The sequence below is a fragment of the Staphylococcus sp. HMSC057A08 genome (assembly GCF_001812925.1).
In the GTDB taxonomy this organism is placed as follows: Bacteria; Bacillota; Bacilli; order Staphylococcales; family Staphylococcaceae; genus Staphylococcus; species Staphylococcus hominis.
This window is the reverse complement of sequence record NZ_KV810825.1, coordinates 46,383-69,566: the sequence shown is the minus strand read 5'-3', so window position 1 is coordinate 69,566 and position 23,184 is coordinate 46,383. Positions and strand designations below refer to the sequence as shown.

23 protein-coding genes, 1 pseudogene and 1 other annotated feature are annotated in these 23,184 nt (G+C 32.7%); of the genes and pseudogenes, 12 read left to right on the top strand and 12 right to left on the bottom strand.

The features are described 5' to 3' along the window. Positions 1-41: 41 nt before the first annotated feature. Together HMPREF2881_RS00350 and HMPREF2881_RS00345 are read left to right on the top strand one after the other, a co-directional pair. A pseudogene (locus HMPREF2881_RS00350) lies at positions 42-512 on the top strand (DNA-binding protein); the annotation flags it as partial. Between the two features lie 362 nt (positions 513-874). Next, the gene (locus tag HMPREF2881_RS00345) at positions 875-2,266 is read left to right on the top strand and encodes an L-cystine transporter (protein ID WP_002488104.1); all 1,392 of its coding nucleotides are present in this window, start codon (positions 875-877) and stop codon (positions 2,264-2,266) included. A 57-nt stretch (positions 2,267-2,323) separates the two neighbouring features. Here HMPREF2881_RS00345 and HMPREF2881_RS00340 read toward each other — a convergent pair whose 3' ends face one another. Beyond that, positions 2,324-3,079: an NADPH-dependent oxidoreductase gene (locus HMPREF2881_RS00340; protein WP_002454528.1), complete on the bottom strand. Its 756-nt coding sequence runs from the start codon at positions 3,077-3,079 to the stop codon at positions 2,324-2,326. 155 nt (positions 3,080-3,234) lie between these two features. Here HMPREF2881_RS00340 and HMPREF2881_RS00335 point away from each other — a divergent pair, with 155 nt between their 5' ends. The 4 genes from HMPREF2881_RS00335 (at position 3,235) to HMPREF2881_RS00320 (ending at position 7,403) form a co-directional block, all read left to right on the top strand. Then, positions 3,235-4,014, top strand: a complete 780-nt coding sequence (locus HMPREF2881_RS00335) for a 2-keto-4-pentenoate hydratase (RefSeq protein WP_002448003.1) — start codon at positions 3,235-3,237, stop codon at positions 4,012-4,014. Positions 4,015-4,417: 403 nt separating this feature from the next. Next, complete coding sequence (gene ahpC / locus HMPREF2881_RS00330) at positions 4,418-4,987, top strand: alkyl hydroperoxide reductase subunit C (protein WP_002447989.1); 570 nt, start codon at positions 4,418-4,420, stop codon at positions 4,985-4,987. Positions 4,988-5,001: 14 nt separating this feature from the next. Then, on the top strand, positions 5,002-6,525 hold the full coding sequence (gene ahpF, locus HMPREF2881_RS00325; RefSeq protein ID WP_002488111.1) for an alkyl hydroperoxide reductase subunit F: 1,524 nt from the start codon (positions 5,002-5,004) through the stop codon (positions 6,523-6,525). A 248-nt stretch (positions 6,526-6,773) separates the two neighbouring features. Beyond that, complete coding sequence (locus tag HMPREF2881_RS00320; RefSeq protein WP_002488102.1) at positions 6,774-7,403, top strand: NDxxF motif lipoprotein; 630 nt, start codon at positions 6,774-6,776, stop codon at positions 7,401-7,403. 97 nt (positions 7,404-7,500) lie between these two features. On the opposite strand, the gene HMPREF2881_RS00315 is transcribed toward HMPREF2881_RS00320, so the two are convergent. The 6 genes from HMPREF2881_RS00315 to rpsF all read right to left on the bottom strand — a co-directional run bounded on the left by HMPREF2881_RS00315 (position 7,501) and on the right by rpsF (position 11,133). Continuing rightward, a complete protein-coding gene (locus HMPREF2881_RS00315; protein WP_002488113.1) occupies positions 7,501-8,079 on the bottom strand; it encodes a histidine phosphatase family protein in 579 nt (192 codons plus the stop codon). Between the two features lie 278 nt (positions 8,080-8,357). Beyond that, positions 8,358-8,606, bottom strand: a complete 249-nt coding sequence (locus tag HMPREF2881_RS00310) for a GlsB/YeaQ/YmgE family stress response membrane protein (protein WP_002447983.1) — start codon at positions 8,604-8,606, stop codon at positions 8,358-8,360. A gap of 281 nt (positions 8,607-8,887) precedes the next feature. After that, positions 8,888-9,832 (bottom strand): hypothetical protein, encoded by a 945-nt coding sequence (locus tag HMPREF2881_RS00305; protein ID WP_002488109.1) that lies wholly within the window; start codon positions 9,830-9,832, stop codon positions 8,888-8,890. 183 nt (positions 9,833-10,015) lie between these two features. Further along, entirely contained in the window at positions 10,016-10,258 is a 243-nt protein-coding gene (gene rpsR / locus HMPREF2881_RS00300) for a 30S ribosomal protein S18 (RefSeq protein ID WP_002447994.1), read from the bottom strand. A 41-nt stretch (positions 10,259-10,299) separates the two neighbouring features. Further along, positions 10,300-10,815 carry a single-stranded DNA-binding protein gene (gene ssb, locus HMPREF2881_RS00295; protein ID WP_002447969.1) on the bottom strand — a complete coding sequence of 172 codons (516 nt, stop codon included), beginning with the start codon at positions 10,813-10,815 and terminating at the stop codon, positions 10,300-10,302. A gap of 21 nt (positions 10,816-10,836) precedes the next feature. Next, positions 10,837-11,133, bottom strand: coding sequence for a 30S ribosomal protein S6 (gene rpsF / locus HMPREF2881_RS00290; protein ID WP_002447961.1), 297 nt, complete (start codon positions 11,131-11,133; stop codon positions 10,837-10,839). 248 nt (positions 11,134-11,381) lie between these two features. On the opposite strand from rpsF, the gene HMPREF2881_RS00285 reads away from it, so the two are divergent. Beyond that, positions 11,382-11,573 carry a hypothetical protein gene (locus HMPREF2881_RS00285; protein ID WP_002447995.1) on the top strand — a complete coding sequence of 64 codons (192 nt, stop codon included), beginning with the start codon at positions 11,382-11,384 and terminating at the stop codon, positions 11,571-11,573. Positions 11,574-11,641: 68 nt separating this feature from the next. On the opposite strand, the gene ychF is transcribed toward HMPREF2881_RS00285, so the two are convergent. The 4 genes from ychF to HMPREF2881_RS00265 all read right to left on the bottom strand — a co-directional run bounded on the left by ychF (position 11,642) and on the right by HMPREF2881_RS00265 (position 14,808). Continuing rightward, positions 11,642-12,739, bottom strand: coding sequence for a redox-regulated ATPase YchF (ychF, locus tag HMPREF2881_RS00280; RefSeq protein ID WP_002447976.1), 1,098 nt, complete (start codon positions 12,737-12,739; stop codon positions 11,642-11,644). An 11-nt stretch (positions 12,740-12,750) separates the two neighbouring features. Continuing rightward, the gene (locus HMPREF2881_RS00275) at positions 12,751-12,954 is read right to left on the bottom strand and encodes a DUF951 domain-containing protein (RefSeq protein WP_070653586.1); all 204 of its coding nucleotides are present in this window, start codon (positions 12,952-12,954) and stop codon (positions 12,751-12,753) included. Positions 12,955-12,974: 20 nt separating this feature from the next. Continuing rightward, positions 12,975-13,853 carry a mechanosensitive ion channel family protein gene (locus HMPREF2881_RS00270; protein ID WP_002448012.1) on the bottom strand — a complete coding sequence of 293 codons (879 nt, stop codon included), beginning with the start codon at positions 13,851-13,853 and terminating at the stop codon, positions 12,975-12,977. 130 nt (positions 13,854-13,983) lie between these two features. Then, entirely contained in the window at positions 13,984-14,808 is an 825-nt protein-coding gene (locus HMPREF2881_RS00265; protein WP_002488097.1) for a ParB/RepB/Spo0J family partition protein, read from the bottom strand. Positions 14,809-15,034: 226 nt separating this feature from the next. After that, positions 15,035-15,424: a binding site (T-box leader), on the top strand. 67 nt (positions 15,425-15,491) lie between these two features. Between HMPREF2881_RS00265 and HMPREF2881_RS00260 the strand changes: the two genes are divergently transcribed. The 5 genes from HMPREF2881_RS00260 (at position 15,492) to HMPREF2881_RS00240 (ending at position 22,627) form a co-directional block, all read left to right on the top strand. Beyond that, positions 15,492-16,595 (top strand): PLP-dependent transferase, encoded by a 1,104-nt coding sequence (locus HMPREF2881_RS00260; RefSeq protein WP_002488121.1) that lies wholly within the window; start codon positions 15,492-15,494, stop codon positions 16,593-16,595. Next, entirely contained in the window at positions 16,592-17,767 is a 1,176-nt protein-coding gene (gene metC, locus HMPREF2881_RS00255; protein ID WP_002488123.1) for a cystathionine beta-lyase MetC, read from the top strand. The genes HMPREF2881_RS00260 and metC overlap by 4 nt, the downstream gene beginning before the upstream one ends. Beyond that, the gene (locus tag HMPREF2881_RS00250) at positions 17,721-19,559 is read left to right on the top strand and encodes a bifunctional homocysteine S-methyltransferase/methylenetetrahydrofolate reductase (RefSeq protein ID WP_002488116.1); all 1,839 of its coding nucleotides are present in this window, start codon (positions 17,721-17,723) and stop codon (positions 19,557-19,559) included. Before metC ends, HMPREF2881_RS00250 begins: the two co-directional genes overlap by 47 nt. Next, positions 19,556-21,802 (top strand): 5-methyltetrahydropteroyltriglutamate--homocysteine S-methyltransferase, encoded by a 2,247-nt coding sequence (gene metE / locus HMPREF2881_RS00245; protein WP_002454539.1) that lies wholly within the window; start codon positions 19,556-19,558, stop codon positions 21,800-21,802. The genes HMPREF2881_RS00250 and metE overlap by 4 nt, the downstream gene beginning before the upstream one ends. A gap of 78 nt (positions 21,803-21,880) precedes the next feature. Beyond that, entirely contained in the window at positions 21,881-22,627 is a 747-nt protein-coding gene (locus HMPREF2881_RS00240) for a cyclase family protein (protein WP_070653585.1), read from the top strand. Between the two features lie 109 nt (positions 22,628-22,736). Here the strand turns inward: HMPREF2881_RS00240 and HMPREF2881_RS00235 are convergent. Continuing rightward, positions 22,737-23,184: GNAT family N-acetyltransferase (locus tag HMPREF2881_RS00235; RefSeq protein ID WP_070653588.1), on the bottom strand; the 448-nt coding region annotated here is incomplete at its 5' end.

Sequence of the window (23,184 nt, the reverse complement as noted above, 5' to 3'; positions counted from 1 at the left end):
AAATGAATGAATATATTATTTAAATACGAAAGGACTTCATTATGTTAACTAAAGAATTTGCTCAACGTGTCGAGCTAAGTGAAAAACAAGTCCGTAAAATCGTCCAACATTTAGAAGAACGAGGATATCATCTTAGCAAGACTGAATATCGTGGTCGTGAGGCTACAGATTTTAAAGAAGAAGATATTGAACTTTTCCAAGATATTGCAGAAAAGGTAAAACAAACGAATAGCTATGATTTAGCTTTCGAAGAATTAGAAAAAGAAAAAGACTTTTTACAAGTTATCGTTAAAGAAGACCAACAACAGTTACCTGCTGATCAAGGCGTTACACAATTAGTAGAAGACTTACGTACCGAAATACAAAAAATGCGTGAAGAACGTCAAATGTTAGGTCAAATGATTACTCAAGTTCATCAACAACAAAATGAACTTAAGGAATTACAAAGTCAAATTACTGAAAAATTGGAGGCAAATAATGAGTCATTAGTTGCCATTCAAACAGCTCAAAAAGAACAATCTGATTATACTAAAAATAATTTGGTTAAAGAAATTAATGATAACAATCAACAAGCGATTGATACTTTAAAAGAGCATCAAACTTATGTTTCATCTTCAAATGAGAAAAAAGGATTCTTAGCTAGACTATTTAATCTTTAAGGTCACAACTGTATATAGTGCTATTTACTAAAGCAGGATTGAAATTAAAAAATTTCGATCCTGCTTTTTTGTTTTAATACTCATTTTGTATCTATTTATCATTAGTTTGTAAAAACATTTAATAATTTATGTTATTTAAAGTATTGAATTATTATATATTTAATACTATTCTTATTAAATGTGTCGGATTTAACTAATAAAAGGAGAATCATTATATGGGAACATTATTTTCAATTATTAACATTGTCATCATGTTGATTTTCATTATCAGCTTATTCATTATGGCTAAAAAACATGTATCATTCCCAAAACGAGTCTTTACCGCTCTAGGATTAGGAATTGTATATGGAATTATTTTACACCTTATTTATGGTGTTAATTCTAAAGTGCTTGAAACCACAACTGATTGGTTTAGCATCGTTGGAGATGGCTATGTGACATTATTACAAATGATTGTTATGCCACTTATTTTTATTTCTATTGTTTCAGCATTTAGTAAGATACAAATTGGCGATAAATTTGCTAAGATAGGTTCTTATATTTTTATGTTTTTAATTGGTACTGTCGCTATTGCAGCCGTTGTAGGTATTTTTTATGCCATTGTATTTGGCCTTGATGCTTCAAGTATCGATTTAGGTAGTGCAGAACATGCACGAGGAAATGAAATTAGTAGTGAAGCGAAGCAGCTTACAGCGAATACACTACCACAACAAATTCTTGAATTATTACCAAGCAATCCTTTCTTAGATTTTACTGGTCAGAGAACAACTTCAACTATTGCAGTAGTAATATTTGCTATTTTTGTAGGATTTGCATACTTACGTGTTGCACGTAAACAACCTGATAATGGTAGCTTATTAAAACGTGGTATTGATGCTGTTTATGCTCTCATCATGTCAATTGTTACCTTTGTTTTAAGATTAACTCCTTATGGAATTATCGCAATTATGGCTTCTACAATTGCAACAAGTGATTTTTCAGCAATTTGGACATTAGGTAAATTCATGATTGCATCTTATGCAGCTTTACTTACAATGTATGTTATTCATTTAATTATTTTAGCGATTATGGGAATCAATCCTATTCGTTATGTTAAAAAAACACTTGAAGTACTGATTTTTGCATTTACATCACGTTCAAGTGCAGGAGCGCTTCCTTTAAATGTGCAAACTCAAACGCAACGTTTAGGAGTATCTGAAGGTATTGCAAACTTCTCAGCTTCATTCGGTTTGTCTATTGGTCAAAATGGATGTGCTGGTATTTATCCAGCAATGCTTGCTATTATGGTTGCTCCTGTTGCTCATGTTGACATCGATATACCATTCATTCTTACACTAATTGGCGTTGTAGTGATTAGTTCATTTGGTGTAGCTGGCGTTGGTGGCGGTGCAACTTTCGCTTCAATTCTTGTATTATCAACTTTAAACTTACCAGTTGCATTAGCTGGTGTATTAATTTCTATCGAACCAATTATTGATATGGGTCGTACCGCTCTAAATGTCAATGATTCCATGTTAGCAGGTACTGGTACAGCACGTTTAACAGGTAACTTAGATAAAGAAAAATTTAATTCTAACCATTATGGAGAATTATCCACAGAATCATAAAATAACAAGAGAGACAGAATTTCAAACAAATTCTGCCTCTCTTTTTTCGGTTTTATTTTATCTTTTCATTAGTCCAGCTTTATTTAATTGCTCTAACATATCTAATCGTGCTTTCCCACTTAAAAATCCAGCAACTTGTTGAGACCAGGTTTCATTTCTTACACCATTTGTACGGTCTTGATAGTATTTACTCACCATTTGATCATAAGCGTTTAATGTTTCTTTTTGGTGTGCTTTATTGCTATTATAGACATTTTTATGGAAGATATGTTCAAAAGGTAAACGTGGTTTTGGTGATCCATTTTCATCCTCAGCTGGCTCTCCTACAGCCATACCAAATAAAGGGAAGGCATATTCAGGTAAGTCTAAAATCTCACGTACACGCCCGACATCATTGCGAAGCGAACCTAAGTATACAATGCCATAGCCCATATCTTCAGCTGCTAAAGCAATATTTTCTGATACTAATGCAACATCGATGGCACCAACTAATAAGCCCTCAGCCGACTCAAATGACGTCTCCATATGTTGTTCTACATCTTCATTAATAAGATTGTGACGATAATAATCTAAAACAAATACAAATAAATAGCCATTGTCTACCACATATTGTTGCCCTGATACTTCTTTGAGTTGTGCTTTAATTTCTGGATCTTCTACTCCAATAATAGAATACGTTTGTAAATAACTAGATGTTGAAGCACTTTGTCCAGCTTCAACTAACTTTCTAACAACACCTTCACTTAAAGGTTGATCTTTAAATCTTCGAACTGAATGATGTTTTTTAGCTAATTCGTAAACATAATCTGACATTAAGTCCACTCCTTTTTTAATTACTGAATATATATTAACAATTTATATGTTATTTTTCTTCAAAATTGCCCTTTATTTTAAATTAAGATTTGCATGCTAAACCAATTAAAGTTATCATAATAATGACAATTTTCAGATATCAAAGGAGAGATACTATGACTCACGCTAACAAAGAAGTTTCAACAGCCTTATATCAAGCTTTTACATCAAAAAAACCGATTAATTTTATCAGTTCCTCTTTTGAACTAAATGAGTTAGAAGCCTATCACACACAAGATGATCTCATTAATCAATTAAAAAATAAGCAAAAATCAGAAATTAAAGGTTACAAAGTAAGTATGACAAGTGCCGCCACTCAAGCCATTGCCAATACAAATGAGCCTGCGTACGGTACTATTTTATCTACTCAAGTAGTCGAGGGGGATAACTCTATCTCATTATCAACATTATTTGATCCATTACTTGAACCTGAACTTATTTTTGAATTAACTGCAGACTTACCAGAGAATGCCGATGTTCAAACCATCTTAGAAAGTGTAAAAGTAGCTCCAGGTATTGAAATTCCTGACGCACGTTATAAAGATTGGTTCCCTAACTTTGCTTTATCAGATTTAATTTCAGATAATACTGCAACAGGTTTAATTGTGGTTGGAAAAAGAGTAACACCTCTTGATTACAAATCATTTGCTGATATTAACTTAAAGTTATTTAAAAATGATCAAGAAATTGAAACAGGACACTCTAGTGACGTACTAGGAAATCCTATTGAATCTATAAAATGGTTAAATAAAAAATTACATTCACATGGAAAACGTTTAGAAAAAGGGCAATTTATTTCTTCAGGTACATTTATTTCACCCCTACAGTTAGAAAAAGGTATTTATATTGCTGAATACGAGAAAGTAGGAAGCGTAAAAGTAGAAGTCAAAGACTGATTTTAATAAAATAATATTGAAAATACTTGATACTCTCTTCAGATTTATATGTTTCAAAGCGTAACTTGGAGAGAGTTTTAATCTATTATGTTTGATTCCCATTATCAAATACTATCCTTTAGTTGAGAATATATTTAAGCGAAAAGATGTGTTTTTATTTACAATTTACATTTTTTAATTAGAAAAAATAATCCTCACAATATCTTAAAAAAGTTAATATATTTTATATGAACCTTGTTATATCAGTGCTTCATATTGTTTTTCTTACTTTTAAGTGTATTATGTTGACGAAATAAAATCTACATGTAATAATATGAATCAAGAGATTAGAATTATTATAAATAAGCAATGATTATTATGTAGTTCTAATTTAATATTCGATAAATCAGGAGGAATTTAAGTTATGTCTTTAATCAATAAAGAAATCTTACCTTTCACAGCACAAGCATATGATCCTAAAAATGATGAATTCAAAGAAGTAAGCCAAGATGATTTAAAAGGTTCTTGGAGTGTTGTTTGCTTCTATCCAGCTGACTTCTCTTTCGTATGTCCAACTGAATTAGAGGATTTACAAAACCAATATAGCCAATTACAAGATTTAGGTGTTAATGTATTTTCAGTTTCAACTGATACTCATTTCGTACACAAAGCTTGGCACGATCATTCAGACGCAATCAGCAAAATCCAATACACTATGATTGGTGACCCTTCTCAAATCATCACTCGTAACTTCGATGTATTAGATGAAGAAGCAGGTTTGGCACAACGTGGTACATTTATCGTTGACCCTGATGGTGTAGTTCAAGCAGCAGAAATTAATGCAGATGGTATTGGCCGTGATGCAAGTACATTAGTAAATAAAATCAAAGCCGCACAATACGTACGTCAACATCCAGGTGAAGTTTGCCCAGCAAAATGGGAAGAAGGTTCTGAATCATTACAACCAGGATTAGACTTAGTAGGTAAAATTTAAGGAGGCATTTAAGTATGCTGAATGCTGATTTAAAACAACAATTACAACAATTATTACAACTTATGGAAGGCGATGTAGAATTTAGAGCAAGTATTGGCTCTGATGATAAATCTAAAGAATTAAAAGATTTATTAGATGAAATCGCTGAGATGACAGATCATATTACAATCGTTGAAAAAGAATTAAAACGCACACCAAGTTTCCAAGTAAGTAAACCTGAAGAAGATACTGGTATCACATTTGCTGGTATTCCCTTAGGTCATGAGTTCAATTCACTTGTGCTTGCTATTTTACAAGTAAGTGGTCGTGCGCCTAAAGAAAAACAAGCAATCATTGATCAAATTAAAGGTCTTGAAGGCAACTACAATTTTGAAACTTATGTAAGTTTAACTTGTCAAAAATGTCCAGATGTAGTTCAAGCATTAAACTTAATGAGTGTAATTAATCCAAATATCACTCATACAATGATTGATGGTGCTGTATTCCGTGAAGAGTCTAAGGATATCATGGCAGTCCCTGCTGTATTTTTAGATGGTGAAGAATTCGGTAATGGTCGTATGACAATTTCTGATATTTTATCTAAACTTGGCAGTACACAAGATGCTTCAGAGTATGAAAATAAAGATCCATACGATGTATTAATCATCGGTGGTGGGCCAGCAAGTGGTAGTGCTGCAATTTATACTGCGCGTAAAGGTTTACGCACTGGTATTGTTGCAGATAGAATCGGTGGTCAAGTTAACGATACAGCTGGTATTGAAAACTTTATTACTGTTAAACAAACCACTGGATCAGAATTCTCTTCTAATTTAGCTGCACATATCGAAGAATATGATATTGATGCTATGACTGGTATTCGTGCAACTAAAATTGAAAAAACTGATAAAGCTATCCGAGTAACTTTAGAAAATGATGCAGTTCTTGAAAGTAAAACTGCTATTATTTCAACGGGTGCAAGCTGGCGTAAATTAAATATTCCTGGTGAAGATCGCTTAATCAATAAAGGTGTGGCTTTCTGTCCTCACTGTGACGGACCTTTATTTGAAAATAAAAACGTTGCAGTTATCGGCGGTGGTAACTCTGGTGTTGAAGCAGCTATCGATTTAGCAGGAATAGTTAAACACGTGACACTATTTGAATTCGCTCCAGAACTAAAAGCAGATACAGTGTTACAAGAACGTTTACGTTCTTTCCCTAATGTTGATATTCACACAAATGCTAGAACTGCTGAAGTTCTAGGTGAAGATCATGTTACTGGTTTAAGCTATGAAGATATGTCATCTGGTGAAATGAAAGAATTAAGCTTAGATGGTATCTTTGTACAAATTGGTCTTGTGCCAAATACAAAATGGATTGGTGACGCAGTAGAATTAAATAACCGTGGAGAAGTCGTTGTGGATCATGAAAATAACACAAACGTCCCTGGTATTTTTGCTGCTGGTGACGTTACTGACCAAAAATATAAACAAATCATTATATCAATGGGTTCAGGTGCTAACGCAGCATTGAGTGCATTTGATTATATTATTAGAAATTAATTTACAGTTTAACTTTCTATATGAAAGTAAGACTTAGAACTTAACCTATCAAATATCTTCATTTTAAGCAGAGTCATTTTATTAACGACTCTGCTTTTTTAATTTACTTTTTTAATGCTATTGCCACAATTTGTTCATAGATTCATATTAATTTTATGTCTTAAACATTCAATTCTGTTTCTATAAATGATACTCTATTATTATTCTTAAATAGAAATGTTTACTAATAAAGGAGATTATTGAAGTCTATGAAAAAGAGTATGATTATTAGTAGTTTTTTAGCTTTGTTATTAATGTTAAGTGCGTGTGCACCTAATAATGATAATAATGAAGACAATCATAATCAAAGTAACGGTGTTAATGCACCGAAACATGCTAAAAACTTAACTGAAAATGATATTTTTACATCGAATAAATCTCATCAAAAGCTTACTGAAGATGAAATGAACAAAGCAATCAAAAAATATCTAGATGTTAATAGTGATATTTTAGACAATAAATATATAATGCAAAGTAAAATCGATCATCAAAGTTCAGGACAAACAAAAATCACTGATAAACAAGCTAAAAAACTTAGTCATTTATCTAATATTGCTGTTAAAAATGACTTACACTTTAAAAAATATGTTGAAAATAACACATTGCCAGACGGCTATAAAGATAATGTAAATCGTATTATTAAGTACTTTCATGCTTTGAATAGTACAATTGCAAATGTTGATGAAAGTATCGAACAACTGAATTATCAACCTCAAAATACAATTAACATTGTAGATGTTCCTACTCATTATGCTGGAGATGTAAATGGCAACCAACAAAATAAAATCAAATCTTTCTTAAATAAGAAAGATATCAAAACAAACGTTTTTGATAAATAGAATAGGGAGTATCCATTTGAATATGTTTTCCCAGTCCATTAATGGTGATGTCCCATATATAAAAAATCTGAGACGATAAATGATGTCTCAGATTTTTTTATAATTCAATGAGATATGGCTTACAATTTTCAATTACTTTAATTAATGCTTCTTCTTTATTTATATAGCCAAAGTAAACCATAATACAACGAATCACAACTTGATGTGCAATAATGACTATCGTGTAATCGTCTTGAATATGAATCGTTTCGAAAAACTGTTTCACTCTATAATAAACATCATTATAATTTTCCCCTTCAGGTGCTTTTTGAATAAAGCTATGTCGAAAATCTTTATAATTTGGATCATGAAAATAACGATGATACATATTGTTTTTCATAAGTTTATCCTTAAATTGACCTTCAAATAGACCCAATGAACGTTCACGTAATAATGATGTGACTGTAGTTGGGGTATCGTAAGGGAAGATATATTGATATGTTTCTTTCGTTCTTGTTAAATCAGATACATACACATCATTGATTTTTATATTATAAAAATATGGCTTTAATTGTTTTGCGCTTTCAACGCCCTTTTCAGTTAAAGGAACGTCTAACTGACCACAATAATATGCTCGATTGTACTTATTATCGTAATTAGACTGTGATTCACCATGTCGAATAAGATATAAATTCATGTTTTACCTCCTATTTCAATTTATTATATTAAATAATAAATGAATGAAGTCTACTAATCATATAAATGATATATTTTTAAATAATATACATTTTTATGATTGTTATTATTTATATTGCATGATACTATTAATATGTAGTTATTTAATAACTACAAGTCTTTTATATTCATGAACATAATACTCCTGGATGACGCCTTAACCCGACGTCATCCTCTTTTTTTAGTTTAATAAATAAAAAAAGAGCACTACATAACGTAGTCCCCTTTAAAATGCTATACCTATTTTTTGATTGCTTTTAAAATTAAAGAAACAATAAAAATAAGAATAATTGCACCGATTAATGCTGGGAAGATTGGTACTCCGCCCCAAACAGGACCCCAAGTACCTAACAATTTACTTCCGATGAATGAACCGATTAAACCAGCAATAATATTACCTAAGATACCACCAGGGATATCTTTACCCATAATCATGCCAGCAATCCAACCGATTAATCCACCAACTATTATCATAATAATAAAGCCCATAGTTAGATTACTCCTTATAGTTTTATTTTGTTTACTTCTTATTCATACCACCTATTTAAATTTTATAAACATAATTATTAAAATAAGTTATTTTTTATAACAAAAATAACTAAATAATAATACCTATATATTTGATTAGTATTTATTCAATTGATGATTAAAAATATAAGACTATTAAAAAATAGAAACTATTTTTATATAAAATACTTGCTAAACATTATAAACAACTTTAAAGGAACAAGATATATTCATGTTGAATATAATATCTTGTTCCCTTGTTTTTATTCTTCGATATTTGTGCTTTGATTATGTAGTTGTGCTTGTTCATTACGATTTGTTTGAGAAGTTGTGGGTTTTTCTTTAGTTTGTGTAGAAGTGTCTGTTGAAGTTGAATCATTGTTCTCGGATTGGTTCGATGTCTGGACATCATTTTGAGTTTCAGATTGCGCACTATTTTGATTTTCTTCATTAGACGATGTATGTTGTGTTTCATTATCATTCTTTGTTTCATTATTTTGTACATCATTGTTTCGTTGTCGGTTACTTTGTTCTAATTTACTTTCATTCATTTGTTTTCTTTTAGCTTTTTCTTCATCTGTCATATTATTATAATTATCAACAATACTACCTGTATGTTTATCTACAATGGCTACATAAGGTGTTCCAGTACCATATGCGTCACTTGCTGCATAATCTATATAATACATCTCGTCAGTACTTTTACTAGGATTGTAATTAAATTCATTTCTTAAACGATGTCCAAATCCTTGATTTTTATACCAATCATAGACAACATCCTCTGCTTGCTTCGGTGTAAGTTCTTTATTCGAAGAATCATTTGATTGATTGTCACTAGTTGAATGACTTTCATTCGTAGTCGTTTCATTATTTCCATTGATTCCATTTTCAGATTGGTTTTGAGTATTCTGTTCGGATGACTGAATACTCTTATTATCATTGGGTTGAATATTTTCAGTTTGATTATAATTAGTATTTTCATCATTATTATTTTGCTGTGTGTCTGATGAATCTATATTTTTATCATTATTAGTATCATTATTTTTATTTGAATTATTAGGCGTTTTATTTTTATGATCATTCTTCTCAGTTTTTTGCTTATCCTCTGAACTATCATTATTTCCACCTGGTAAATGAATATTTAAATCACAAGCACCCAAAAATAAAGTAGATGCAACAATACCTGCTAATAAATATTTTCCTCTCATTATCATCATAACTCCTTATGTATGTCTCTTTTAATGATAACATTTTATATTGCATACATTAAAGATATTACGCAATATATTTTAAAATCAACTTAATGTGTATAATCTATCCCTTTTTTATTACTACGACATAAAAATAACCCCGCAAGCCTTGAGCTTACGGGGTTCAACACTAATTATATATTAGTTTTCATCTTTAACATATGGTAATAAAGCCATATGACGAGCACGTTTAATAGCTGTAGTCAACATACGTTGATATTTAGCTGAAGTACCAGTTACACGACGTGGTAAAATTTTACCGCGTTCTGAGATAAAACGTTTTAATAATTCAGTGTCTTTATAGTCAATATGTGTAATACCATTTGCTGTGAAATAGCATACTTTTTTACGACGACGTCCGCCTCTTCTTGGTCCACCTGCCATAGTTAATTACCTCCTTTTATATTTTTAATCTCATTCTTTCGTTAGAATGGTAAGTCATCATCACTAATATCAATTGGGCCATTTGCATTTGCAAATGGGTTATCTGATTGATTATTGTTTGATGCACGATTGTTATTATTATTATAAGATGTATTTTGTCCTGATTGTGAACCACCAAATCCTTGGCCATAATCTTGGAAATCATTATTTCCTTGATGACGTTGTCCACCTTGTGCATTTTTAGGTTCAAGGAATTGAACACTATCCGCTACGACTTCAGTGACAAATATACGACGACCTTCTTGATTTTCATAACTGCGTGATTGTATGCGACCATCAACGCCAGCTAAACTACCTTTTGAAAGATAGTTATTTACGTTTTCTGCTTGTCTTCTAAATACAACAACGTTAATAAAGTCAGCTTCGCGTTCCCCTTGAGCATTCGTGAAAGTACGGTTAACTGCTAGAGTAAATGTCGCTACACTTACGCCTGAGGGAGTACTTCTGTATTCTGGATCCTTAGTTAAACGACCTACTAATACAACTCGATTTATCATTTCAACGCCCCCATTTAATTATTACTTATCTTGGTCTTCACGGATAACGATATAACGGATAATATCGTCATTGATTTTAGCTAAACGTTGGAATTCGTCTGTAGCTCTGTTATTATCTGTTTTAATGCGTACGATGAAGTAGAAGCCTTCTTTGAAATCTTCAATTTCGTAAGCAAGACGGCGTTTACCCCAATCTTTCTCTTCTAAAACTTCTGATCCTTCTGAAGCTAAGATACCGTTAAAGCGTTCAACAACTGCTTTTTTAGCATCTTCTTCAATGTTAGGACGTACGACATACATAATTTCATATGTTCTCATTTTATAATTGCACCTCCTTGTGGTCTATGCGGCCTATCGAATCCTATCCATAGGCAAGGAATAATTTTCATTACTCACAATCAAGAATTATAGCATAGGTGATTACTTTTTACAATAAATATTATTTGAAATATTTTGTCTGAAAGTGGATAAGATCTATCGTATTGGCCCTATAAATTTATATTCAAACTTTAAACATATCTTTTCAAAAGAGAACTGATATCCTATAATATCCTTGAGGTGTAACTATGCAATTAGATTTAGATTGGAATAAAGATTTTCAAGAGTTTCAAGAAATCTTAAATTGCGGTATCAATCCAGAGTGGCTATACTGTGCAAAAGCTAATATGATTCTTGAGCCAGCATATACTGGAGAAGGTAAACAGTTTTTTAGCACCAAAGATATTATTAAAGCAAGTAAAGTTATACCGTTTTTTTAAGATATAACCATAATGATATAACTAAAGCGCGACGTCTATAATAAACAGATGTCGCGCTTTTTATATTCCTATACATTAAATCGGAAGTGAACAATATCTCCATCTTTCATAATATAATCTTTACCTTCTAAACGTTGTTTACCTGCTTCTTTCGCACCTTGCTCGCCACCATGCTCAACATAGTCGTCATAACTTGTTACTTCGGCACGAATAAAACCACGTTCGAAGTCTGTATGAATGATACCTGCACATTGTGGTGCCGTCATCCCTTGTCTAAATGTCCAAGCACGTACTTCTTGAACACCTGCTGTAAAGTAAGTAGATAATCCTAACAAATCATATGTTGTTCTGATAAGACGATCGAGGCCTGGTTCTTCAATACCTAAGTCTTCTAAAAACATTTCCTTGTCTTCATCATCAAGTGTTGCAATTTCTTCCTCAATTTTTGCACTAATGACGATAACTTCAGAATCTTCTTTAGCTGCGTACTCACGAATGGTTTTCACTTTATCATTTTCATCGTCACCAATTTCATCTTCGCCAACGTTTGCAATATATAACATTTTTTTAGATGTTAATAATTGAGCTTGATTTACATATTTTTGATCTTCTTCATTAAAATCTAAACTACGAACTGGATTTCCTTCTTCTAACGCTTCTTTTATTCTAGATAAAATGCGGAACTCCATTTCTGCTGTTTTATCTTTTTGACGTGCCATTTTTTCAATTCGAGGCAAACGTTTCTCTACTGATTCTAAATCAGCTAAAACAAGTTCCATATTAATGACTTCAATATCATCTAATGGATTTACCCGACCAGCGACGTGTGTCACATTTTCATCATCGAAAGCACGTACTACCTGACAAATAGCGTCTACTTCACGAATATGTGATAAGAATTTGTTGCCTAAACCTTCACCTTTTGAAGCACCTTTAACAATACCTGCAATATCTGTGAATTCGAAAGTGGTAGGAATCGTTTTCTTAGGTTCTACCATTTCTGTTAATTTATTTAAACGTGTATCTGGTACTTCTACAATCCCAACATTCGGATCGATCGTAGCGAAAGGATAGTTCGCAGCGAGCGCACCTGCTTTTGTAATTGCATTAAATAGAGTAGATTTACCAACATTAGGCAAACCTACGATACCTGCTGTTAAAGCCATGAATCATTCTCCTAACTTTCTGTATCTTGATGAGATACTAATATTTTTTTTATTTTTTTAACAAACACTTGTCGTGGAATCATAATACTTCTTTGACAATTTTCACATTTAATTCGTATATCCGCACCCATGCGAATAATTTTAAATCGATTTGTTCCACAAGCATGTTGTTTTTTCATTTCTACTATATCATTTATATCATATTTTGGTGTCACAACATTACCCCCAACATTTATTAAGCATCTTGTTTATCAGTATTTCTTACGTACATGGGTTGTGGCAATTTAATACCTTCTTGTACAAACATTTTTTGAATTTCTTTGCGTAAAATTCTAGAACCTGAAGCACCTTCTCCAGGAATAGTTTCTGCTGATATTCTTATGATCACTTTTGTTTCATCTAACCCATCAATTCCTAAAACGACTGGATCAGTAATGAATAAGTAGTATTTACTACGCATTGCTGTAAATAATTTATTTAATTTCTTTTCAACTTTATCTAAATTTTCATCAACTGAGACTGGAATTTCTACAATTGACGTACCATTAGTAATAGAATAGTTAGTAATCTCACCCATACTACCATTTGGTAAAATAGTTAACTCCCCAGTGATGGTATTAATACGCGTTGATCTCAATCCTATAGATTTTACTGTTCCTTCAGCAACTGTAGTACCACCGCTATTAATTTTAACATAATCACCTACATCAAACTGATTTTCAAAAATAATGAAAAATCCAGTAATAATATCCTTGACTATAGTCTGGGCTCCAAAACCAACAGCGATACCTACAACACCGGCACTGGCGATAATCCCATTTACGCTAATTCCGAATTTACTTAATACTGTTGTGAGTACGATAAACCACACAATGTATCTTACAACATTTTTGATAAGGGACACGAGCGTTTTAGAGCGTTTTTTATTTCCTCTATTACTTTTATTTTGAAATTTAAATGCTTCTTCTATCGCTTTATTAATAATTCCAATTACAATTAAGCCTACTAAAATATAAATAATAACCATTGCTAATTTAGTTGCTAAATTTGTGTATACTTCGGGTTCTGTTAATGGTTTAAATAGCGATGTTAACACGTTCTTCAATTGATTCATAATAGCCCCCTCCTTTTCTATTTAGTCCACCTTAAATTTATATTCCAATTTATTTATTATACAAAATTTCTTCTAAAATTGTATCAGTCTTTTGATTTATCATTTTCTTTTTTATTTTATTAATAGGATACTATTCATTAAGTTTATCTATAATACGTCTAAACTCAGCCTCGGATTTAAACTCAAACACAATTTTCCCAACATTTTTAGATACAGATATATCTATATGAGTTCCAAATTTTTCCTTAAGCGCACGTTCTTGTTTCTGTATGAATTTGGGTTTACTTGGAGTATTTAATTTTTCTTTTTTAGACTGCCCACCGTCTTGGATTTCAGAAACAACTTTTTCTAAATAACGTACACTCCACCCCTCTTTGATTGCTTGTTTACCTATACGTTTCATCGTATTTACATCTTTTAATGCAAGTAAAGTACGTCCATGGGCCCCTGACATGCGATTCTCTCTTACAAGCTTAGCAATATCAGAGGGTAAATTTAATAATCTTAGCATATTAGCAATGTAAGGCCGTGATTTTCCTAACCTTTCAGCAACTTTTTGTTGTGTCAGACCAAGATCATTCATTAATCGTTGATAACTTTCAGCTTCTTCAATTGCATTTAAATCTTCTCTTTGTAAATTTTCTATAATGGCTAATTCCATCATGTCAGAATCAGAAAGGAATTTTACAATTGCAGGAACTTCCTCTAACCCAGCTAATTTAGAAGCTCGAAAACGTCGTTCTCCTACAACGATATAATATCCATTGATCGTTTTTCTTAAAACAATAGGTTGAAGTATACCATGAGTTGTTATAGACTCTGCTAAATCTTGAAGTTTCTCCTCATCAAATGTTTTTCTAGGTTGATAGGGATTAGCTTTAATACTTGAAATTTTAATATGTTGTACGTGTTCATCATTATTTAATTGAACACGTTGATCTTCAATGTTGTTCATGCATAGTCCTCCCTTGTCTTTAAAGTCATTACTTAATTTTAAAAAAAGCGTGTTATATCTACAAGTCTTATAAACTTTTTTAAGAAAAAAATTTACTAGATAGAAAGTATATATATCAATCATTCAGGCGCTTTCTGAATTTATTATTTAATCATAATTTTCAGAAAAGTTGTTGACAAATGTAATTTATGTCTGTAAGCTATGAATTAACTTAAAAAAACACAAATTACACACGGTAATAAGGAAAGTAAAACTTACACTGCAGATACAGAGAGTCTTGTAAGCTGAGAAGAGACATTGAAAGAAAGTTTGAAAATGGCCTTTGAGTGTTGATGCCAATATGAGGTATCAACGGGTTCGCCCGTTATAGCGATACAGTATTAACATTTATTGTTTAATGGCGTACTGGAATCATCGACGTCACTAAATTATCGTTAATACTCATTTATCTTCAAAAGTTAAATGAGTTTTTTATTACAGATATATCTGATCATTTACGATAATGTGTGCCACTTTTTCAAGTACTCCTAAAACATAATGGCGTACTGTTTGAGGTTACTTTAGCAATAAAGTAGTAAACAAAGGTGGTACCACGAAACGAGCTTTCGTCCTTTACATCCGATACATATCGGGTTTAAAGGACGGAAGCTTTTTTTATTTAGAAAATGATAGGAGGATTTGAAATGAAAGATACTCAATTAGCACAAATTTCATTAACAAAGGATTTGACTGGCGCAATTGCTAATCCCATTTACTTATCGACGGCATATCAACATCCTCACCTAGGTCAGTCTACAGGATATGATTACACACGAACGAAAAACCCAACCCGCTCTTCATTTGAAGAAGCATTTGCCAAATTAGAAGGGGGTACAGCTTCATTTGCAACTTCAAGTGGTATGGCAGCAGTTCAACTTATTTGTAACTTATTTAAACCTGGTGATGAAATTTTAGTAGCGTTTGATTTATATGGAGGAACATTTAGATTATTTGATTATTATGAACAACAATACGGTATTCATTTTAAATACGTTGATTTTTTAAATTATGAAGAAGTCGAAAACAGTATAAATAAACATACAAAAGCACTCTTTATCGAACCAATTTCGAATCCTCAAATGATTCAAATTGATGTAGAACCCTATTATGTTCTAAGTAAAAAACATCATCTATTAATAATCATTGATAACACGTTTTTAACTCCATACTTATCAACACCTTTAGAACAAGGTGCTGACATTGTTTTACACTCAGCTACAAAATATATAGGTGGTCATAATGATGTACTTGCAGGCGTAGTGACAGTTAAAGATGACACGCTTGCTGAACAATTAGGTCAATTTCACAATATGATTGGCGCCACATTGTCTCCACTTGATTGTTACTTGCTCCAAAGAGGTTTGAAAACACTACATCTCAGAATAGAACGATCTCAAGACAATGCACGTCGTCTCGCAAGACGTTGTGAAACATCCGATTCTATTGATGAAGTACTCTATAGTGGAAAAACAGGTATGTTAAGTTTACGTCTTAATAAGGCTTATAGCGTAGCTAAATTTTTAGAAAATTTAGAAATTTGTATTTTTGCAGAAAGTTTAGGAGGAACTGAAACCTTTATTACTTTCCCATATACACAAACACACGTCGACATGCCAGATGATGAAAAAGACAAACGAGGTATTGATGAACATTTAATTCGCTTATCCATTGGTATTGAAGATTATAAGGATATTGAAGCAGATATTATTCAAGCATTAGAAAATTCTAAAGTAGGAGTGATTTCATGAGCTTATCTAAAGAAACAGAAGTGATATTTGATGAACATAGAGGTGTAGATTACGATTCAGCAAACCCACCATTATATGATTCTTCAACTTTCCATCAAAAAGTACTTGGTGGTAACGCAAAATTTGATTATGCCAGAAGTGGTAATCCTAATCGTCAATTATTAGAAGAAAAATTAGCTAAACTTGAAGGCGGTCAATATGGATTTGCTTATGCTTCAGGTATTGCAGCAATATCAGCCGTATTACTCACATTACAAGCTGAAGATCATGTCATTTTACCAGATGATGTGTATGGTGGAACATTTAGACTAACTGAACGTATTTTAAATCGTTTTAATATTAAATTTACGACGGTAAATGCGACTCATCCTGAAGAAATTGAACAGGCCATTCAACCTAATACAAAATTAATTTATATAGAAACACCATCAAATCCATGCTTTAAAATCACTGATATTAAAGCAGTTGCTTATATCGCTAAAAAACATGATTTACTTTTAGCAGTAGATAATACATTTATGACTCCATTAGGTCAATCTCCACTTGCACTTGGTGCTGATATAGTGGTTCATTCTGCAACAAAATTCTTAGGTGGACATAGTGATATTATTGCTGGCGCTGCTATTACAAATCGCAAAGACGTCGCTGAAGCACTTTACCTACTCCAAAATGGAACAGGAACTGCCCTATCTGCACATGATAGTTGGACTTTAGCCAAACATTTAAAAACATTACCTGTTCGTTTTAGACAATCTACATCGAATGCTAAAAAACTTGTAGACTTTTTAAGTCAAAGAGATGAAGTTGCTGAAGTATATTATCCGGGAAATAGTGATTTACATTTATCACAAGCTAAAAGTGGCGGTGCAGTCATTGGCTTTCGTCTAAAAGATGAAACAAAAGCTCAAGCCTTTGTAGATGCGCTAACTTTACCACTTGTATCGGTAAGTTTAGGAGGAGTAGAAACGATTCTCTCACATCCAGCCACAATGTCTCATGCAGCTGTTCCAGAAGAAGTGAGAAACGAACGTGGCATTACATTTGGTCTATTCCGTCTAAGCGTAGGTCTTGAACAACCTGAAGAACTCATAGCTGATATTGACTACGCATTGAAGGAGGCATTTAATGAGTCGATTATTGAATCATTTGAAGAACAACGTTTTAGTAGCTGATGGCGCAATGGGAACAATCCTCTATTCCGAGGGCCTAGATACTTGTCCTGAAGCATACAATCTTACACATCCCAATAAAGTTGAACGTATTCATCGTTCATATATAGAAGCAGGAGCTGATGTCATTCAGACAAATACGTATGGCGCTAACTTTGAAAAATTAAAAGTATTTGGCTTAGAGCATAAAGTAAAAGAAATTCATAAAGCTGCTGTACAAATTGCAAAACGCGCAGCCAATAAAGAGACATTTATCTTAGGAACGGTGGGTGGCTTCAGGGGAATAAAACAAGAAGACTTATCGCTTTCTACTATTCAATATCATACAGACAATCAAATTGATACTTTAATTGAAGAAGGTGTAGATGGTTTACTATTTGAAACCTACTACGATTTAGATGAATTAACGAGTGTGATAACAGCGACACGTCAAAAGTACGATATTCCAATTATCGCACAACTGACCGCTTCCAATACGAATTATCTCGTTGACGGTACAGAAATTAACGAGGCGTTAAAACATCTCATTGAATGTGGCGCAAATGTGGTGGGCTTAAATTGTCACCATGGCCCACATCACATGCAACGCTCATTTTCACATATCGAACTACCAGAACATGCCTATCTCTCATGTTATCCTAATGCGAGTCTACTCGATATTGAAAATAGTGAATTTAAATATAGTGACAATGCTAAATATTTTGGTGATGTTGCACAAGAATTAATTAACGAAGGCGTTCGTTTAATTGGTGGTTGTTGTGGTACTACACCGGAACATATCTCTTACATTAAAGAATCTGTAAAACATTTAAAACCAATTAAAACTAAAAAAGTTATTCCAATTCATCGAACAATTAATACAAATGCAAAACGTACATTAAAACAAAATTTAACATCAAAAGTAAAACAAAGACCTACTGTGATTGTTGAATTAGACACTCCAAAACATCTCGATACAGAATTGTTCTTTGAGAATATAGGTAAGCTAGATGAAGCAAATATTGATGCAGTAACACTCGCAGATAACTCTCTCGCTACTGTAAGAGTCAGCAACATTGCTGCTGCAAGTTTAATCAAACAACGATATGAGATTGAACCTCTTGTTCATATCACATGTCGAGATCGTAATCTAATTGGTTTACAATCTCATCTACTTGGCCTTTCACTCATCGGTGTGAGTGAAATTTTAGCTATTACAGGAGACCCTTCAAAAGTAGGTCATCTACCAGGCGCAACAAATGTGTATGATGTTAACTCAAAAGGCCTAACAGAACTTGCACTACGATTTAATCAAGGTATTAATGTTGATGGTGATGCGCTGAAGAAACATACCAACTTTAACATCGCCGGAGCGTTCGATCCAAACGTTCGTAAATTAGACGGAGCAGTTAAACGTCTTGAGAAAAAAGTAGCGGCAGGTATGAGTTACTTTATTACCCAACCTGTATATAGTAAAGAAAAAATCAAAGAGGTATATGAAGCAACTAAACATCTTGATACCCCACTTTTTATCGGTATCATGCCTATTGCAAGCTACAATAACGCACTTTTCTTACATAACGAAGTGCCTGGAATTAAAATGTCTGAAGATGTATTAAATCAATTTAAAGCAGTAAAAGATGATAAAGAAAAAACAAAAGAATTAAGTTTGAGACTGTCTAAAGAATTAATCGATACGGTACATGAATACTTTAATGGTTTATATCTCATTACACCTTTCCAACGTATTGATTATTCATTAGAGCTCGCAGCATATTCTAAAGCAATTACCCAAAACAAGGAGGCAATATCATGACAACAATTAAAACTTCAAACTTAGGATTCCCAAGATTAGGTAGAAAAAGAGAATGGAAAAAAGCAATCGAAAGCTATTGGGCTAAAAAAATCGATAAAACTGAATTAGATCAAACATTAACAGACTTACATAAAGAAAATTTATTACTTCAAAAGAATTATAATTTAGACAGTGTACCTGTTGGTGATTTCTCATTATATGACCATATTCTTGATACATCATTACTTTTCAACATTATTCCTGAACGTTTCCAAGGACGTACAGTAGATGATGATTTATTGTTTGATATTGCACGTGGTAATAAAGAACATGTTGCAAGTGCATTAATTAAATGGTTTAACACAAACTATCACTATATTGTTCCTGAATGGGATAATGTTGAACCTAAGGTGAATCGCAATATATTACTAGACCGTTTTAACTATGCTAAATCAATTAATGTAAATGCACATCCTGTCATTGTTGGCCCAATCACTTTTGTGAAACTTTCTAAAGGCGGTAGTCAGTCTTTTGAAGAGAAAGTTCAAACATTACTTCCATTATATAAAGAAGTATTACAATCTTTAGTAGATGCAGGTGCTGAATACATTCAAGTCGATGAACCTGTTCTTGTAACAGATGAAAGTGAAAATTATGAAAATATTACTAAAGAGGCTTATGACTACTTTGCTGATGCTGGTCTAGGAGAAAAATTAGTCATACAAACCTATTTTGAACGCGTGAATGTCAAATTCTTAAGCCGTTTACCAGTGGCTGGTCTTGGTTTAGATTTTGTTCATGATCATGGTTATAACTTAGAACAAATTAAAGCAGGAGATTTCGATAAATCTAAAACATTATATGCTGGTATTATTGACGGTCGTAATGTTTGGGCTGCAGATATTGAAGCGAAAAAAGAATTAATCGAAACTTTACAACCTTATGCTAAAGCAATTGTAATTCAACCATCATCTTCATTATTACACGTTCCGGTATCATTAGATGATGAAACATTAGATACATCAATTGAAGAAGGCTTAAGCTTTGCTACTGAAAAATTAGATGAGTTAGATGCATTACGTCGATTATTTAATAATAATGATAGTAAAAAATATGATGAGTTAAAAGCACGCTATGAACGATTCCAAAGTCAATCATTCAAAAACCTTGAATATGATTTTGATAGCGTACCAACCAGTCGTAAATCTGCTTTTAAAGACCGTAAAAAAGCACAAGACGCTCGTTTACATTTACCAGATTTACCAACAACAACGATCGGCTCATTCCCTCAAACAAGAGAAGTACGTAAATACCGTGCAGACTGGAAAAATAATCGAATTTCAGACGAAGAATATAACAATTTCTTAGAAAATGAAATCGCACGTTGGATTAAAATCCAAGAAGAGATTGGCTTAGATGTACTTGTACACGGTGAATTCGAACGTAATGACATGGTTGAATTCTTCGGTGAAAAACTTCAAGGTTTCTTAGTCACAAAATTTGGATGGGTTCAATCTTATGGTTCACGTGCTGTAAAACCACCAGTTATTTATGGAGATGTAAAATGGACTGCACCTTTAACAGTTAAAGAAACTGTTTATGCACAAAGCTTAACTGATAAACCTGTGAAAGGTATGTTAACTGGTCCAGTCACTATCTTAAACTGGTCATTCGAACGTGTAGACGTTCCTCGTAAAGTCGTTCAAGATCAAATTGCCTTAGCTATTGACGAAGAAGTATTAGCACTTGAAGAAGCAGGTATTAGAGTCATTCAAGTAGATGAACCAGCATTACGTGAAGGCTTACCATTACGTTCTGAATACCATGAACAATACCTTGCTGATGCGGTAAATTCATTTAAACTTGCAACCTCTTCAGTCCAAGATGAAACACAAATTCATACGCATATGTGTTATTCTCAATTTGGTCAAATCATCCATGCAATTCATGACTTAGATGCAGATGTTATTTCAATTGAAACATCACGTAGCCATGGTGATTTAATCAAAGACTTTGAAGATATTAACTATGATTTAGGTATTGGATTAGGTGTATATGATATTCATAGTCCACGTATTCCTACTGAAGAAGAAATTGCAACAGCAATTGATCGTTCTTTACAACAAATCGACCGTTCTTTATTCTGGGTTAACCCTGACTGTGGTCTAAAAACACGTAAAGAAGACGAAGTGAAAGATGCCTTAACAGTACTTGTAAATACTGTTCGTAAAAAACGTGAAGAAAAAAATAAACCTGTCGCATAAGATACAGATAAACATGTGAGGGAGAAATTGAGTTTTCTCCCTCTTTTATTCTTATATTAGACTTTCGAGGTGAAATATATGACAAATTATCCATTGTGGGACCAATTACAACAATTAAAAACAGCAGAGTGGGTAGATTTAACCCATACTTTCGATCCAGACATTCCACGATTTAGTGAATTTGAAAAAGGCCAAGTATCCACATTATTTACAGTCAAAGAACATGGTTTTTATGTACAACGTTGGAATATCGTTACACAATACGGCACACACATTGACGCACCGATACATTTTGTAGAGAATAAACGTTATCTTGAGGATCTTGATTTAAAAGAATTAGTCTTACCACTTATCGTGTTAGATTATTCAAAAGAAGTAAAAAATAATGATGACTTTATCGTGACACGCCAACATTTAGAACAGTGGGAAGCGGAGAATGGGCGCATTGAAGAAGGTACCTTTGTTGCTTTACGTACAGATTGGTCAAAACGTTGGCCAGATATTGAACAATTCGAAAATAGAGATACTGATGGTAACCAACATTTACCAGGTTGGGGACTAGATGCTTTAAAATTCTTAATTGAAGAACGCGGTGTACAATCGATTGGTCATGAAACATTCGATACAGATGCGTCAGTAGATACAGCTAAAAATGGCGATATTGTTGGAGAACGTTATATACTTGGACAAGATACCTTCCAACTTGAACTCTTAACAAACCTAGACCAATTGCCTACGCGCGGCGCAGTCATTTATGCAATTAGTCCCAAACCAAAAGATGCACCAGGTTTCCCAGTCCGTGCATTTGCTATCAAACCATCTTAAATATAAGTGATATGTTGATAATGAGCGATCAAATTTATCACTTTCCTATATAATATGTATCATCCTGATACTAAAGTACTTGAGCAAGACGAAGTATCAGGATGTGTTGTTATTTATATTCATTTTCATATTCTTCTCTCAACAAACTATACACATAACTATCTGAGAATTTCCCTTGTACACGTTCATCACTTCTCAATATACCTTCTTGTGTGAATCCACGTCTTATTGGTATAGCTCGGCTTTTCTTATTTTTAGTAGACATTTGTATTTCGATTCGATTAATATCATATTCTTCATATATATATTGAATAAGTGCTTTAGTGCATCTAGTCATGATACCTTTCTTTTGAAAATCTTCAGCTAAATAATAACCAATCGAGGTACGTTTATTAACTAAGTCTAAATAATGTAATCCAATAACACCAATCAGTTCTTTATCACTCCATATTCCACAATGAAATCCATTACCATCGATAAACTGTTGTAACGCTGAATGGATAAAGTGTTTACTATCTTCCGCCTTCTTCGTATATTCAACGAATGGTAGAAATTCT